The following is a 13,602-nucleotide window of genomic DNA, read 5'->3' as shown; positions in this document are numbered from 1 at the left end:
CGCTACGCTACTGTTCGTACCATAACTCAGGAAGCATCTGGGAATGTCGGATTGACGAAGGCGATGTCATGCCCTCCGCAAATACTGGCTCGTTAAGGGACCGACGCCGTGCCGAGTTGCTCTCGCAGATCCAGGGCACCGCGCACCAACTTTTTGCCGAACGTGGATTTGCTGCTGTGACCACTGAGGACATCGCTGCCAGTGCCGGGATATCCATCAGTACTTACTTCCGTTACGCGCCTACGAAGGACGACCTTCTTGTCGCGCCGTTGCGGCAGGCGGTCGCCGAAATCGTTGGTGCCTACGGCGCTCAGCCGTCGGACCAATCGGCAGCCGAGGCGCTGATCGCGTTGTTTGCCGAAACCGCCTGGGACAAAACCAATCCGAACCCGCACTACTGGCAACGAGCCATACTGACCGCCCCCCACCTACTGAGCGAATCGGTACTGATCAGCGACAACGATGACCGCAAGCTCGTCGAACTCGTCGCCACAAGGATGGGCGTCGATGCGGCATCCGACATCCGTCCCTCGCTGCTGGTCCACACGGGTTTGGCCACCGCACAATTCATACTTCGGCGCTGGCTGAGCTCAGACACTGAAACGAAGCCACCGCTGCACGTTCAGTTGAAAGAAGCTTTGAGAGTCACGTTGGCTGGATTCGATTGAAAGTAGACCGCTTTGAACTCGGGGCATACGGTTGGCCGGCTAAACGCAATGTGGCCCCGTCACAGTCTCTACTCTGAAAGAACGTTGGCTCCATCGTGGGCACGCGAGTGCGGATATTCGTCGAATGCGTCCAGAACGCGCACGGCGAAAGCAGGGCTCATCTCAGACTGAACTTCTTCTTTCGCCATCCAACGGACTTCCCGGGCTTCGGCAGTCGGGTGCGTGTCGCCAGCGGCAGGACTGCAGCGGTAGACCAACGCGACAATCCCCTGCTTGAGGTTCTTGTAGACGCCGGTAAGACGTTGCACCGTGACCTTCAATCCAGTTTCCTCGAGGACTTCCCGCCGCACACCATCCTCGAAGGATTCGTCCAGTTCGAGTACGCCACCGGGGGCTTCCCAGTGGCCGTTGTCATCTCGCCGGATCACGAGAATGCGATCATCGCCACGTACGACGATGCCGGCGACACTGACTGAGTGTTTAGGAGTGGTTCCCATCGTTCGGTCTCCATTGTTCGATGCCGTCGGAGGTGACACGGGTTGACTGGCTTCCTAGACTAGTCGTCTAGACATGTAATGGAAGGCTCGCGGGTGCTGCAACTTGGACAAATCGATCGAGGCGATGACAAACCGCCATATCGGCAAATCGCGGGCATACTGCGAGAGGCGATCAGTTCCAATCGGCTCGCACCCGGGGAGCGACTGCCGTCCGAGGCGGAACTGATCGAACATTTCGGTGTAGCGCGCATGACTGTAAGACAAGCGGTGCAGGAGCTTCGTTCCGACGGATTGGTCATCTCACAACACGGCCGCGGGGTGTTCGTCCGCCCGGAACCTCGAATCCGCAGACTAGCGTCTGATCGATTCGCACGACAGCACCGCGCCGAGGGCAAGGCTGCATTTACCGTCGAGGCGGAGAAATCCGATTTCGCGCCGCAGGTGGACAACATCGTTGTGAGCCGAGAGAGGCCGAATTCGTTTGTGGCTGAGCGCCTTCGAGTTTCAGACGGCGATGACATTGTCGTGAGATCGAGGCGTTACCTGGCGAATGGGCGACCCGTCGAGACGGCCGTCTCGTACATTCCGGCGGCATTTGCCGAAGGCACGAGGATCGAGCAGCTGGATACCGGACCCGGTGGTATCTACGCGCGCTTAGAAGAGCACGGTCATGTGCTTGCTCGCTTCACTGAAGAAGTCGCCGCTCGGATGCCCACTCCTGAAGAACGGCGGCAGCTGGAGCTTGACTCAGGAGTTCCGGTGCTTACGGTGTTGCGAACCGCTTACGACACCGATGACGTGGCGGTGGAGGTCTGCGACACCGTGAAGGTGGCCTCCGCCTACCTGCTCGAATACGAGTTCCCGGCCCGCTGAGCGCAAAGTCTCACACGAATCACGCGTCGCCCGTTGCACTCCTCTAGACGACTATGTACCCTCAACTTGTCTAGAGCAGTTCTACGAAAGGTCGACAAAGTGTCTGTGCCGAAGTGGCTCAAGCTGTCCCACCAGCAGGTTTTCCCACACAAAGCGTTCGTGGTGTCAGATGTGACGCCGGTGATCGATTACGAGCGGTCAACGAAAGACAACAAGGTTCAGGCGACTGATCGAGAATCAGGCCTGCCGTTGTGGCAGGTGGAAGTCCTCGACGGTGATCCGGCCGCGAGCAAGCGGGCACGCACCCTGACCGTCAAGTTCGCAACGCCCAAGCAGCCTGTGTGCCCACAGAACACTGCCGGAATGCCTTTTACACCAGTGATTTTCGAAGAGTTGTGCGTGTTGCCGTACGTGGACCGTTCGAGCGAATCCGGCCGCATTGCGTGGTCGTTTCGGGCCTCGAGCATGACCGCGGACACTGGCAAGGCGGGGTCCTCAGCGGCAGACCGGGCGTCAGCATGAGTCCGTACGACCCCGTAGTACCTAGCGATCCGTATTCGATTCCAGATCCCGACGCCGGGACGGACCTCTTTGACCTCACGCACCTACTGACGGTCGGCGCCACATGGCTCACCGCGGTGACCGGCGTGGTCACCCTTTCGCTCGTCGTTTGGAGACTGCGTTCGCCCGCCACATTTGGGCGCTATGTCGCAACCCCTGCGCGGCGGATCCGATGGCTGCTATGGGCGTTGACCTCTTGGCCGCGAGTTGCCAAGGCCTGCGGGCTGTCGACTTCCGAGCGCGTCGCACGTACGGACTCGCAGGGCAAGACCACGACGAAGACAGTCTGGACCCACCCTCGCCTTCTCGGGGTGAGCATCTCCGATCACTGCCTGCACATGACCGTCCGCACACGAACGGGCCAGACAGTCGATGACCTCGAAAACGCGGTCCCCGCGATCCGCGACGCTGTCGGGGCACATTCCGCCCGTTCCACGGTGGTAGCACCCGGGACGGTTCGCATGGAATTTGTTATGCGACAACAGCTGTCGGCCATCAAGACTGCTAGACGGCCAGCCTGCACCGAGGCAACTGCCGTTAAGATTGGCCGACGGGAGAACGGCTCGGCTTGGATTCTCCGCGTCGCTGGCCTCCACACCCTCACTGTCGGGTGCTCAGGAGCGGGCAAGGGCTCCATTTTTTGGGGCATTGCAGGCGGCTTAGGCCCGGCCATCAGGTCAGGAACCGTGCGGCTTTTCGCCGTCGACCTCAAGTACGGGATCGAAGTGTCAGTCGGCTCCGCCCTATTCAGCAAGATCGCGACGACCGAGGTCGAGGCCGCGAGCCTGCTCAACAAGTTGGAGGAGCTGCTGGATTGCCGTGGCCGCAGGATGGCCGGCCAAGCGCGTTCGCACACACCGAGCACCGCCGAACCGCTCGTGGTGCTGCTCATCGATGAATTGGCGGGCTTGACCGCTTACATGACAGACGTCGCCCTCAAGAAGCAAGTTGCAGCCTCGCTCTCACGCATCCTGACAAAGGGCAGGGCCGTAGGCCTCGTGGCCACCGCCTTCATGCAGGACCCCCGCAAGGAGATTCTGCCCATGCGCGGGTTGTTCACCCAGACCGTTGCATTGCGGCTGCGTTCACGCGACGAAGTCGCGATGGTTCTGGGTGATGGCCTCGCTGATGCCGCACCCGCGCACCGCATCAACCCGAGTGAACCTGGGACCGGATACGTCATCGCAGAAGACGGATCAACGATGCGAGTACGTGCCGACTACTGGCCAGATTCGTTAATCCGTTCTGTTGCACAAGAATACGGGTTCAAGAGCCAAAGATCTACTGGTCCCGCAGAGAACTGAGGACAGCGGCATGGCAACTCTTGGCATCAACGCCACCACCAAGATAGCGACCTTTCCAGAGCTTCTGACAGCGGAACAGGTGGCGGAGCTGCTTGGCGTGTCCACTGCCACCGTGAGCCGATGGGGCGCGCTACGGGAACACGGCGCAGATGTGGGGCCGCCCTGCTACACGCTATCTGATCGCGTAAGACGTTGGGACGCAGCGGAAGTCCGCGCGTGGCTCAAGCAGGTGCACCGCTAAGTGGCCGGATCAGTACCGCGCGGCATCCGAAAGCGGACCAATTCAGCCGGCCAGGCGCGCTACCAAGTGCGCTACCTGGTGCGCGATCCAAACTCCCCGTCAGGATGGGTCGAGACATCATCGACGTTTGCCACCATGCGGGAAGCGCGCGCGTTCAAGGCGGATCGCGACGGCGAGTCGGCGATCGGCGCCCGACGATTCGACCCCAGACTTGGCCGCGCCAGCCTCTCCGCTATCTGGACGCAATACAGCGCGTCGAAGCAGCCGGCCGTTTCCCCCAAGACGTGGAGCGGCTACGTGCAGCATTGGGAACTGCGTATCAGCCCGCGCTTCGGCCATGTCCCGGTCGACGAGGTCAGCCGGAAGGATGTGCAGCAGTTCATCGGCGGCCTCACCGTGGGCCCGTGGGCCAGACTCGCCACGCTCCGGCTGCTGCGCTCGATTCTCGACATGGCTCGCGAGGACGGCCGAATTCACATCAACCCGGCCCAAGGTGTGTCATCCGGTCGGATGCCGGCGCGGGAACGTCACCGCTACCTCTCCGCTACGGAAGTCGCCGCCCTAGCAACCGCCTGCGGCGGCCAAGGCGACATCGTCACAATCCTGGCCTTTACCGGTCTGCGCTGGTCCGAACTCGTCGGCCTGCGCGTCGGCGACATCGACCTCAAAGCACGCCGCCTCTACGTCCGCCAAGCCGCCCCGGACGTGGAGGGCCGAATTATCGTCGGGCCACCGAAAACTCGCGCCGCCGTCCGAACCGTCCCACTCCCCCAAATCGTCATCGACGCGCTCGAGCCACGAATCGAAAACCGCTCACCTAAAGAACAAGCGATCACTTCACCAAACGGCGGCTTTCTCAGATCAAACAACTGGCGCAGACACACCCACTGGAACAAAGCCCTCAAGCAAACCGGCTTGGCGCCGTTGACGATCCACGACCTGCGCCACACCTACGCGAGCCTCGCCCGCAAATCCGGGGCCGACCTCCGCTACGTCCAGAAGACCATGGGGCACTCGACGCCGACTGTCACCGCCAACATCTACAGCGACCTCTACTCAGACGAACTCGACCACGTCGCTACGAATCTCGACCGGCTCAATGACGTCGCCAAAGACCAGGCGAACGGACAGGAACCGGACACACCGAAATATCCATAGAGTGCTGTCACCGCGTCCGTGCAGTTCAAGACTGGTGGCCAGGGGCGGGATCGAACCGCCGACCTTCCGCTTTTCAGGCGGACGCTCGTACCGACTGAGCTACCTGGCCGGAAGGCAGCGAGTGCCTCGCCGCGCTTGGCGACCCTGACGGGACTCGAACCCGCGACCTCCGCCGTGACAGGGCGGCGCGCTAACCAACTGCGCCACAGGGCCTTGCTGCTGCTCCGCGTCACCGCGTCGCGTACCCCCAACGGGATTCGAACCCGTGCTACCGCCGTGAAAGGGCGGCGTCCTAGGCCACTAGACGATGGGGGCCAGAACCGAATCACTCCGGGGTACTCGCAACGTGGTTTCGTTGGGAGCCACGTCAGCTTAGGTCACGGTGTGCCCAATCCTCAAACGAGCCGGGTTTTCGGTCCAAGTATCCTGAATCTTCGCGGCCCCTATAGCTCAGTTGGTAGAGCTACGGACTTTTAATCCGCAGGTCCTAGGTTCGAGTCCTAGTGGGGGCACCACATCGCGCATCGCGTGGGCCGTGCGCGACCGATGACCGCTCATCGCCCGAGCACAGCGCTGCAGTACGTCACGTCGGCGAAGGCCGCGGCGACGTCGTCGTCGGCGTAGACGAAACCGTTCGCCGCGTGCAGATCCGCGACCGTCGTCGACGACGTCTGCCAGCCGCGCTGGTTCAGGTGATCGACGATGTGGCTGCGCTGGCCGTGGTACACGAGGTCGTTGAAGTCGATCTCGAAGCCGAGTTCGCTCATCCGGTCGTGGTGAGCACGCCACCGCGGGTCGGCGAAAACCGCGGTGTCGGGCACGAATTCGAAAGCGAGACGACTGCCGGGGGCGCTCAGCGAGGTGACGTTGTCGAACAGCGCATCCTGAGCGTCGTCCGGCAGATAGACCACCAGGCCTTCGGCGCTCCACGCGGAGGGGGCCTGGGGATCGAATCCCGCGGCCCGCAGGGCCGAGGCCCAGTCGTCGCGCAGATCGATCGCGACGGTGCGCCGCTGCGCGGTCGGCTCGGCGCCCAGATCGCCCAGGGTCAGGGTCTTGAACTCGATGACCTCCGGCATGTCGACCTCATAGACGACGGTGCCGGCCGGCCAGGGCAGCCGGTAGGCGCGGGAATCCAGGCCCGACGCGAGGATCACCACCTGGCCGATGCCGCCGCGGGTGGCATCCAGAAAGAATTGGTCATAGAACCGGGTTCGGCAGGCCATTCCCTGCGCCATTCGCCGGGGATCGAACTCCGTGTTCCCGCCGGCCTCGATTTCGCCGTTCACCAGGCGGACGTAGACGTCGATGCCGACCGCCCGCACCAGCGGCGCGGCATAGGGGTCGTCGATCAACTTCGCCTCGGAGGACAGCGCCCGCTGGGCGGCCACCATGGTCGCCGTCGCCCCCACGCTTGTCGCCAGGTCCCAACGATCACGATCGGTGCGCGCCATGATGCCCCTTCAGTCGGCTCGGAAAAAGATAGATAATCTAGTTAACATCACGGACTCGGTGTGGCGGCCGACGGGGCTACTCTCCGACCTATCTGCTGCCGTCCCACTCCGGAGGACCCGTGACCGATTTCGCTCAACGAACGATCGAACTGGCTCGCCGCAACGTGGCCGAAGGCGGTCGGCCGTTCGCCACGGTGATCGTCCGGGGCGGCGAGGTGCTCGCCGAGAGCGCCAACCGGGTGGCCCAGACGAACGACCCCACCGCCCACGCCGAGATCCTCGCCATCCGCGAGGCCTGCGTGAAGCTGGGCACCGAGCACCTCGTCGATACCACTATCTACGTGCTGGCCCACCCGTGCCCGATGTGCCTGGGCTCGCTGTATTACTGCTCGCCCCGGCAGGTCGTGTTCCTGACCACGCGCGAAAGCTACGAGCAGTACTACGCCGATGACCGCAAGTACTTCGAGTTGTCCACGTTCTATGACGAATTCGCCAAGGACTGGGACCGGCGGCGCCTGCCGATGCGCTACGAGCCGCACGAGGGGGCGATAGAGGTCTACCGGCTGTGGAACGAGCACAACGGCGGCCGACGCCAGACGACGGTCGTCCCGCCGTCCTGAGCCGCCCCCTTGGCAAGTCCCGCCGACCTTCGCTAGTATTTGCGTATGCATGCAGGTAATAGCAAAGGGCGTCTTCCCGACGACCAGGCCGGCCTGGTGGTCGAGGTCTTCCGGATGCTGGCCGATGCCACCCGCGTGCAGGTGCTCTGGTCGTTGACCGACCAAGAGATGTCGGTCAACGAACTCGCCGAGCACGTGGGCAAGCCGGCGCCGTCGGTTTCCCAGCACCTCGCGAAGTTGCGGATGGCACGTCTGGTCCGCACCCGCCGGGAGGGCACGACGATCTTCTACAGCCTGGAGAACGACCACGTCCGCCAGCTCGTCATCGACGCCGTTTTCAACGCCGAGCACGCCGGACCCGGGGTCCCCGGCCACCACCGCGGCGACGACGGGCTAAAGGCGGTAGCCGAATCGTCGAACCGACACCGCAGCAGCGGCCGCTGAGTCGGCCGGAAGCACAAGGCATTTCACGCAAGGAGGCATCACCGATGAGCGAAGAGCACACCCACGACGCACCGCACGACCACGAGCATCGGCACGGCGACGTGACGCACGCACATGCACACACGTCCCACGAGCACGACCACGTGGAGCACGAACACTCCCACGCGCACGACGACGGGACCGAACACACCCATCGGCACGTGCACCAGGCCGGGCTGGAGGACGTTCACAGCCACGCCCACGCCTAGCGCGGACGACGACCGTACGGCTAGACCGAATTGGGGACTGCCCCGCATTCAGTTGACTCGCGGGGTGGGATTTTCAGGCCGCGGTTGCGGCTTGTGTGTGGAGCAGTTCGAACTCTATCGGGGTGAGTCTGCCGAGTGCGCGTTGCCGGCGGCGTCGGTGGTAGGTCCGCTCGATCCACGACACGATCGCCAGGCGTAGTTCGGCTCGGGTGGACCAGCGTCGCCGGTCGAGCACGTTGCGTTGCAGAAGGGCGAAGAACGACTCCATGGCAGCGTTGTCACCGCACGCGCCGACACGACCCATCGATCCGTGTAATCCGTTGTGCGACAGTGCATGGACGAACTTTCGTGAGCGAAATTGGCTACCCCTGTCCGAATGAACGATCGTCGCGGCAGGTGAACGCAACGCCACGGCGTGATCGAGGGCGGCCACTGCCAGCGAGGACTTCATCCGCGAGTCCATCGAGTAACCCACGATCCGGTTGGAATAGACGTCTTTGATCGCGCAGAGGTAGAGCTTGCCTTCATCGGTGCGGTGTTCGGTGATGTCGGCCAGCCAGACCTGGTTGGCGGCCTGGGCGCTGAACTGACGCTGCACGAGGTCGTCGTGAACTGGCGGCCCGGATCTGCGGTTCAGTCCTCGCTTCTTGGCGAAGACCGACCAGATGCGCTCCTGGGAACACAACCGTGCGACACGGTTCTCGCTGGCGAAGATACCGCGTCCGGGAAGTTCGTCGGCGATGAATCGGTAGCCGAATGCGGGGTCGTCGGCATGGATGTCGCGGGCGGCGTTGATCAGGTGCGCATCATCCCAATCTCGCTGCGATAGAGGTGCTTTGCGCCATTTGTAGAACGCCTGGGTGGAAAATCCGAGGACCCGGCAGGTCACCGTGACGGGCACGCCGTCATCGGCAAGGTCGAGGACCAGCGGGTACATCATTTTGCGTTGGCATCCCGGGACAAGTAGCCGACCGCGCGACGCATCACTTCAGCCTCCTGCTCGAGGAGCTTGATCCGCTTATGCGCCTCGCGCAGCTGCGCCGACACATCCTCAGAGACCGCCGCAGGCGACAGCCGGTTGGCACCGTCCTCGCGGTCGGCGATCTTAAGCCAGCGATGCAGGCAGGCCTCCGAAATCCCGAAGTCCTTCGCGATCTGGCGCAACGGCGCCTCACCCTTGCGGGCCACAGCGATGACATCGGCTCGGAACTCGGCGGGAAACGGTCTCGGCACGAGGTTGATCCTTCCAGCAAGGACGAATCCTCACAGGTCAGGAGTCAACCAAACCGGGGGCAGACCCTTGCCGCACTCCTCCTCACCCCGCTTCGCGGGCTGCATCGTCGTACGGCTCAAGACACCATCGGACAGTAGTGCTTGGGGTCCCCGCGTTCGTCGATCGGCGGCAGATTGCGCGCCGGCGTTTGCACCAGCGGGGTATCGAGCGGAATTCGCCCGCTGGCGCGGTCCAACCCGGCACGCGCCCGCGGGTGCTTGCGGAATCTGCTTGGCACCAGGGCGAATACGAAACGAACCAGGTCGCCAAAACGCCGGTGCAACCACTCGTCGCGGCGCGACCACCGGTAGCCCATCAGCTCCCGCACCGGGGGGTCGTAGAGGCCGACGGTCAGCCAGACGAAGAACGGTGCCAGCAGTTTGCGCTGCAAGGCCCACAAGGGTTCCGGAATCCATTGCGCGAAAGGCGGTTTGGGCAACTCGCTGAGATCGAGCACGGCCCGTGCCGCCTCGTTGCTTTCCAGCACGTTGCGGCACATGTGGTCCCAGTAGGCCTGGAACTCCTCCCACGACTTCGGCACGGGACGCATGCTCATGCCGTACATGCGGTACCACTCGACATGTTCGTCGAACAGTTGACGCTTTTGCGCCTCGGTGATCCCACCGCAAAACCGTTCGGCCACGTGAATGGTGCCCATAAAGAAGGTGGAATGCGCCCAGTAGAAGACGTCGGGGTTCAGGGCGTGGTAGCGGCGGCCCTGGTCGTCGACGCCCTTGATGTCGGTGTGGTAGTCGCGGACTTCGGCGCCGGTCACCGGGGCGCGCTCACCGTCGAAGACGACCCCGCCGATGGGGTACAGCGAACGCAGCAGACGCGGCCACCGCTCGCGGAAGAAGGTGGAGTGGTCGAGCACCGCCGCGCCCAGTTGGGGGTGCATGTTCTGCATCGATCCGGCCCATGGGCCCTGCAGCATGCCCCGCCAGTCCCCGAAATAACGCCAGGTCAGGGAATCGGGTCCCAGCGGTGTTGGCGGCGCGTCGTAGCCCAGTGGCGATACGGGACAGCCGCCCGCGACACCGTTGGAGCCGTCGGCCGGCCCGCCAGACTGATCAGGGGCGCCGGTCGCGTCGCTGGTCAGGGGGTGCGATGCGGACGTATCTTGAGTCACTATTGGATTCCTGTAGGTATCTGAATTTTTGACTACAGCCGTTGTCATTTTCAGCTTAGGAGCGATGTGCAGACGGGTCAACGACGGGGCCGCTGGACCGGCGTCCCCTTGGAGAGTCGCCTCGCGCTTCGCCGTGACAATCTGATCAGCGCCGGGGTGCAGCTGCTCGGCGGTTCCGGGGGGCCGGCGCTGACCGTGCGCGCGGTGTGCCGCAAGGCCGCGCTGACCGAACGCTACTTCTACGAAAGCTTCGCCGACCGTGACGAATTCGTGCGCGCGGTCTATGACGACGTCTGCACGCGGGCAATGAACACCCTGACGTCGGCGACGACCCCGCGAGAGGCCGTCGAGCGGTTCGTCGAGCTGATGGTGGACGACCCGGTCCGCGGGCGCGTGCTGTTGCTGGCGCCGGCGGTGGAGCCGGTGCTGGTGCGGTCGGGCGCGGAGTGGATGCCCAATTTCATCGACCTGCTGCAGCGCAAGCTGTCCCGGATCGGCGATGCCGTGCTGCAGAAAATGATCGCCACCAGCCTGGTCGGTGGCCTGTCGAGCCTGTTCACCGCCTACCTGCACGGGCAACTCGGGGCGACCCGCAGACAGTTCATCGACTACTGCATCAACATGCTCTACATCACCGCGGCGCCGTACGTCCCCGCCGGAGAGCTCGGCAAGTCGCAGTAGCGGGTTTTCATTCGGGCCGGATCGGCAAGCCGTAAAACTGGGGGTTGATCGCGATGTCAAACCGTTATCGACCACGCCCGACGAGGAACTTGCTGCTACCGAAGTACACAGATATATTGACTGCTACCCATCGACACAGATAACTGGAGGCACTATGTCAGCCGAGCTGACAAACCTACAGCTGCTGCACGAACTCCAGCCGGTCGTCGAGAAGTACCTGAACCGGCACGAGAGCATGCACAAGAACTGGAACCCGCACGACTACATCCCGTGGTCGGACGGAAAGAACTTCTATGCGCTCGGTGGGCAGGACTGGGAGCCGGGACAATCCAAGCTCTCGGACGTCGCCCAGGTGGCGATGGTGCAGAACCTAATGACCGAGGACAACCTGCCGTCCTATCACCGCGAGATCGCGATGAACTTCAGCATGGACGGCCCCTGGGGCCAATGGGTCAACCGGTGGACCGCGGAGGAGAACCGGCACGGGATCGCGCTGCGCGACTACTTGGTGGTCACGCGCGCGGTCGACCCGTACGAATTGGAGAAGCTGCGCATCGAGGTGGTCAACCGCGGCTTCAGCCCCGGCCAGAACCACCAGGTTCGCGAAGACCTGTTCGCCGAGAGCCTGTTCGATTCGGTCACCTACGTGACCTTCCAGGAGTTGGCGACGCGGATCTCGCACCGCAACACCGGTAAGGCGTGCAACGACACGATCGCCGATCAGTTGTTGGCCAAGATCTCAGCCGACGAGAACCTGCACATGATCTTCTACCGCGACGTCACCGAGGCCGGGTTCGAGATCGCGCCCAATCAGGCGATGAAGTCGCTGCACAAGGTGTTGCGCAACTTCCAGATGCCCGGCTACCAGGTGCCCGAGTTCCGGCGCAAGGCCGTGATGATCGCCGTGGGCGGCGTGTACGACCCGCGCATCCACCTCGACGAGGTCGTCATGCCGGTGTTGAGGAAATGGCGCATCTTCGAGCGTGAGGACTTCTCGGGTGAGGCCGCCGCCTTGCGCGACGACCTGGGGGTGCTGATCAAGGAGCTGGAGCAGACCTGCGACAAGTTCGAGGTCTCCAAGCAGCGCCAGCTCGACCGGGAAGCCCGCACCGGCAAGAGGACCACAGCCGTCGAGCTGCATCGGACGGCGGGCACGCTGACCATGAGCCGGCGGTAACCAAGCGGTGCGCATCGGTTCCATCGCGCTCGCGAGCCCGGTGGTTCTGGCACCGATGGCTGGCGTCACCAACGTCGCCTTCCGGACGCTGTGCCGTGAGTTGGAGCGATCCAAGGTCGGCACCGTCAGCGGCCTCTACGTCTGCGAGATGGTGACGGCCCGCGCGCTCGTCGAGCGTCACCCGGTCACCATGCACATGACCACGTTCGCCCCCGACGAGTCGCCCCGGTCGCTGCAGCTCTACACCGTCGACCCCGCGACCACCTACGCGGCCGCCAAGATGATCGCCGACGAAGGCCTGGCCGATCACATCGACATGAATTTCGGCTGCCCGGTGCCCAAGGTGACCAAGCGCGGCGGCGGGTCGGCGCTGCCCTACAAGCGGCGGCTGTTCGGCCAGATCGTCGCCGCGGCCGTGCGCGCCACCGAGGGCACCCAGATACCGGTGACCGTCAAGTTCCGCATCGGCATAGACGACGAGCACCACACGCACCTCGACGCCGGACGTATCGCCGAAGCCGAGGGCGCCGCCGCGGTCGCGCTGCACGCCCGCACGGCGGCGCAACGCTACTCCGGCACCGCCGATTGGGACGAGATCGCCCGGCTGAAGCAGCATGTGCGCACGATCCCGGTGCTCGGCAACGGCGACATCTACGACGCCAGCGACGCCCTGACGATGATGGCCGCCACCGGATGCGACGGCGTGGTCATCGGCCGCGGCTGCCTGGGCCGCCCGTGGCTCTTCGCCGAGCTGTCGGCGGCTTTCACCGGCAGCCCTCCGCCCACACCACCGACGCTGGGCGAGGTCGCCGACATCGTCCGCCGGCACGGCCAGCTGCTGGCCGCGCACTTCGGCGAGGACAAGGGCATGCGCGACATCCGCAAGCACATCGCGTGGTACCTGCACGGCTTTCCCGCCGGCTCCGAGCTGCGCCGAGCGCTGGCAATGGTCAAGACGCTCGACGAGCTGGACCGCCTTCTCGACCGATTGGACGCCAACGTGCCCTTCCCGGACGAGGCGAGCGGGCCCCGGGGCCGGCAGGGTTCACCCGCCCGGGTCGTGCTCCCGGAAGGCTGGCTGGACGACCCCGACGACTGCACGGTGCCGGCCGGCGCCGACGTCATGCACTCCGGCGGCTGAGTCCACCGGCTCGAAATCGCTTCCGGACCGATAACTCAGTACGATGTGGGCTTTGTTGCATGCGCTTGGACGGCGGATGATTTTGTGCCGCCGCACGGGCGCGACGAAAACGGATGGCACGAGCCGTCGCGCC

16 protein-coding genes and 4 tRNA genes are annotated in these 13,602 nt (G+C 64.0%); 13 read left to right on the top strand and 7 right to left on the bottom strand.

Annotated elements, in window-relative coordinates:
- The first annotated feature begins 68 nt into the window (after nt 1–68).
- The gene (locus P6281_RS03470) at nt 69–668 is read left to right on the top strand and encodes a TetR family transcriptional regulator (RefSeq protein WP_041787015.1); all 600 of its coding nucleotides are present in this window, start codon (nt 69–71) and stop codon (nt 666–668) included.
- 68 nt (nt 669–736) lie between these two features.
- Here the strand turns inward: P6281_RS03470 and P6281_RS03465 are convergent, their stop codons facing one another.
- Nucleotides 737–1,165 (bottom strand): NUDIX hydrolase, encoded by a 429-nt coding sequence (locus P6281_RS03465; RefSeq protein WP_041787014.1) that lies wholly within the window; start codon nt 1,163–1,165, stop codon nt 737–739.
- Between the two features lie 78 nt (nt 1,166–1,243).
- Between P6281_RS03465 and P6281_RS03460 the strand changes: the two genes are divergently transcribed.
- The 5 genes from P6281_RS03460 (at nt 1,244) to P6281_RS03440 (ending at nt 5,302) form a co-directional block, all read left to right on the top strand.
- Nucleotides 1,244–2,038, top strand: a complete 795-nt coding sequence (locus P6281_RS03460) for a GntR family transcriptional regulator (protein ID WP_014379118.1) — start codon at nt 1,244–1,246, stop codon at nt 2,036–2,038.
- Between the two features lie 99 nt (nt 2,039–2,137).
- Nucleotides 2,138–2,560, top strand: a complete 423-nt coding sequence (locus P6281_RS03455; RefSeq protein WP_041787013.1) for a hypothetical protein — start codon at nt 2,138–2,140, stop codon at nt 2,558–2,560.
- Nucleotides 2,557–3,903, top strand: coding sequence for a hypothetical protein (locus P6281_RS03450; protein ID WP_014379116.1), 1,347 nt, complete (start codon nt 2,557–2,559; stop codon nt 3,901–3,903). Before P6281_RS03455 ends, P6281_RS03450 begins: the two co-directional genes overlap by 4 nt.
- Before the next feature lie 10 nt (nt 3,904–3,913).
- Nucleotides 3,914–4,144, top strand: a complete 231-nt coding sequence (locus tag P6281_RS03445; protein ID WP_041787012.1) for a helix-turn-helix transcriptional regulator — start codon at nt 3,914–3,916, stop codon at nt 4,142–4,144.
- Nucleotides 4,145–5,302 carry a tyrosine-type recombinase/integrase gene (locus P6281_RS03440; RefSeq protein ID WP_041787011.1) on the top strand — a complete coding sequence of 386 codons (1,158 nt, stop codon included), beginning with the start codon at nt 4,145–4,147 and terminating at the stop codon, nt 5,300–5,302.
- A 32-nt stretch (nt 5,303–5,334) separates the two neighbouring features.
- Here P6281_RS03440 and P6281_RS03435 read toward each other — a convergent pair.
- From P6281_RS03435 to P6281_RS03425, 3 genes are all read right to left on the bottom strand, one after another.
- A tRNA-Phe gene (locus tag P6281_RS03435) sits at nt 5,335–5,411 on the bottom strand.
- A gap of 27 nt (nt 5,412–5,438) precedes the next feature.
- Nucleotides 5,439–5,515, bottom strand: a tRNA-Asp gene (locus tag P6281_RS03430).
- Nucleotides 5,516–5,544: 29 nt separating this feature from the next.
- Nucleotides 5,545–5,617, bottom strand: a tRNA-Glu gene (locus P6281_RS03425).
- Between the two features lie 124 nt (nt 5,618–5,741).
- On the opposite strand from P6281_RS03425, the gene P6281_RS03420 reads away from it, so the two are divergent.
- Nucleotides 5,742–5,817 (top strand) — tRNA-Lys (locus P6281_RS03420).
- Between the two features lie 39 nt (nt 5,818–5,856).
- On the opposite strand, the gene P6281_RS03415 is transcribed toward P6281_RS03420, so the two are convergent.
- Nucleotides 5,857–6,756 carry a class I SAM-dependent methyltransferase gene (locus P6281_RS03415; protein WP_014379114.1) on the bottom strand — a complete coding sequence of 300 codons (900 nt, stop codon included), beginning with the start codon at nt 6,754–6,756 and terminating at the stop codon, nt 5,857–5,859.
- 119 nt (nt 6,757–6,875) lie between these two features.
- Here P6281_RS03415 and P6281_RS03410 point away from each other — a divergent pair, with 119 nt between their 5' ends.
- Genes P6281_RS03410 through P6281_RS03400 form a run of 3 tightly spaced genes read left to right on the top strand, consistent with a single transcriptional unit; the run spans nt 6,876 to nt 8,068 of the window.
- On the top strand, nt 6,876–7,376 hold the full coding sequence (locus tag P6281_RS03410) for a nucleoside deaminase (protein WP_014379113.1): 501 nt from the start codon (nt 6,876–6,878) through the stop codon (nt 7,374–7,376).
- Between the two features lie 45 nt (nt 7,377–7,421).
- Nucleotides 7,422–7,820, top strand: a complete 399-nt coding sequence (locus P6281_RS03405) for an ArsR/SmtB family transcription factor (RefSeq protein ID WP_014379112.1) — start codon at nt 7,422–7,424, stop codon at nt 7,818–7,820.
- Between the two features lie 44 nt (nt 7,821–7,864).
- Entirely contained in the window at nt 7,865–8,068 is a 204-nt protein-coding gene (locus P6281_RS03400) for a hypothetical protein (RefSeq protein WP_014379111.1), read from the top strand.
- Nucleotides 8,069–8,141: 73 nt separating this feature from the next.
- Here the strand turns inward: P6281_RS03400 and P6281_RS03395 are convergent.
- Together P6281_RS03395 and P6281_RS03390 are read right to left on the bottom strand one after the other, a co-directional pair.
- Nucleotides 8,142–9,301 (bottom strand): IS3 family transposase gene (locus tag P6281_RS03395; protein ID WP_324738612.1). Its coding sequence is split into 2 segments (ribosomal slippage): nt 8,142–9,013 and nt 9,013–9,301, totalling 1,161 coding nucleotides; the frame shifts between segments, so codons are not numbered across the junction.
- Nucleotides 9,302–9,417: 116 nt separating this feature from the next.
- Nucleotides 9,418–10,470 carry an oxygenase MpaB family protein gene (locus P6281_RS03390; RefSeq protein WP_036458188.1) on the bottom strand — a complete coding sequence of 351 codons (1,053 nt, stop codon included), beginning with the start codon at nt 10,468–10,470 and terminating at the stop codon, nt 9,418–9,420.
- A gap of 66 nt (nt 10,471–10,536) precedes the next feature.
- Between P6281_RS03390 and P6281_RS03385 the strand changes: the two genes are divergently transcribed.
- From P6281_RS03385 to dusB, 3 genes are all read left to right on the top strand, one after another.
- Nucleotides 10,537–11,151, top strand: a complete 615-nt coding sequence (locus tag P6281_RS03385; RefSeq protein WP_029384628.1) for a TetR/AcrR family transcriptional regulator — start codon at nt 10,537–10,539, stop codon at nt 11,149–11,151.
- Nucleotides 11,152–11,305: 154 nt separating this feature from the next.
- A complete protein-coding gene (locus P6281_RS03380) occupies nt 11,306–12,328 on the top strand; it encodes an acyl-ACP desaturase (protein WP_009954448.1) in 1,023 nt (340 codons plus the stop codon).
- Between the two features lie 7 nt (nt 12,329–12,335).
- Nucleotides 12,336–13,469 (top strand): tRNA dihydrouridine synthase DusB, encoded by a 1,134-nt coding sequence (gene dusB, locus P6281_RS03375; protein ID WP_014379108.1) that lies wholly within the window; start codon nt 12,336–12,338, stop codon nt 13,467–13,469.
- Nucleotides 13,470–13,602 lie beyond the last annotated feature (133 nt).

The sequence above is a fragment of the Mycobacterium sp. 5-140-3-2 genome (assembly GCF_035666375.1).
Taxonomy (GTDB): Bacteria; Actinomycetota; Actinomycetes; order Mycobacteriales; family Mycobacteriaceae; genus Mycobacterium; species Mycobacterium intracellulare.
This window is presented reverse-complemented; position numbering and strand designations above follow the sequence as displayed.

What these genes read in the sequence shown, in the direction of transcription:
- P6281_RS03470 (WP_041787015.1), top strand. Translation starts at nt 69, where the DNA reads ATGCCCTCCGCAAATACTGGCTCGTTAAGGGACCGACGCCGTGCCGAG.
- P6281_RS03465 (WP_041787014.1), bottom strand. Translation starts at nt 1,165, where the DNA reads ATGGGAACCACTCCTAAACACTCAGTCAGTGTCGCCGGCATCGTCGTA.
- P6281_RS03460 (WP_014379118.1), top strand. Translation starts at nt 1,244, where the DNA reads ATGGAAGGCTCGCGGGTGCTGCAACTTGGACAAATCGATCGAGGCGAT.
- P6281_RS03450 (WP_014379116.1), top strand. Translation starts at nt 2,557, where the DNA reads ATGAGTCCGTACGACCCCGTAGTACCTAGCGATCCGTATTCGATTCCA.
- P6281_RS03445 (WP_041787012.1), top strand. Translation starts at nt 3,914, where the DNA reads ATGGCAACTCTTGGCATCAACGCCACCACCAAGATAGCGACCTTTCCA.
- P6281_RS03415 (WP_014379114.1), bottom strand. Translation starts at nt 6,756, where the DNA reads ATGGCGCGCACCGATCGTGATCGTTGGGACCTGGCGACAAGCGTGGGG.
- P6281_RS03405 (WP_014379112.1), top strand. Translation starts at nt 7,422, where the DNA reads ATGCATGCAGGTAATAGCAAAGGGCGTCTTCCCGACGACCAGGCCGGC.
- P6281_RS03400 (WP_014379111.1), top strand. Translation starts at nt 7,865, where the DNA reads ATGAGCGAAGAGCACACCCACGACGCACCGCACGACCACGAGCATCGG.
- P6281_RS03380 (WP_009954448.1), top strand. Translation starts at nt 11,306, where the DNA reads ATGTCAGCCGAGCTGACAAACCTACAGCTGCTGCACGAACTCCAGCCG.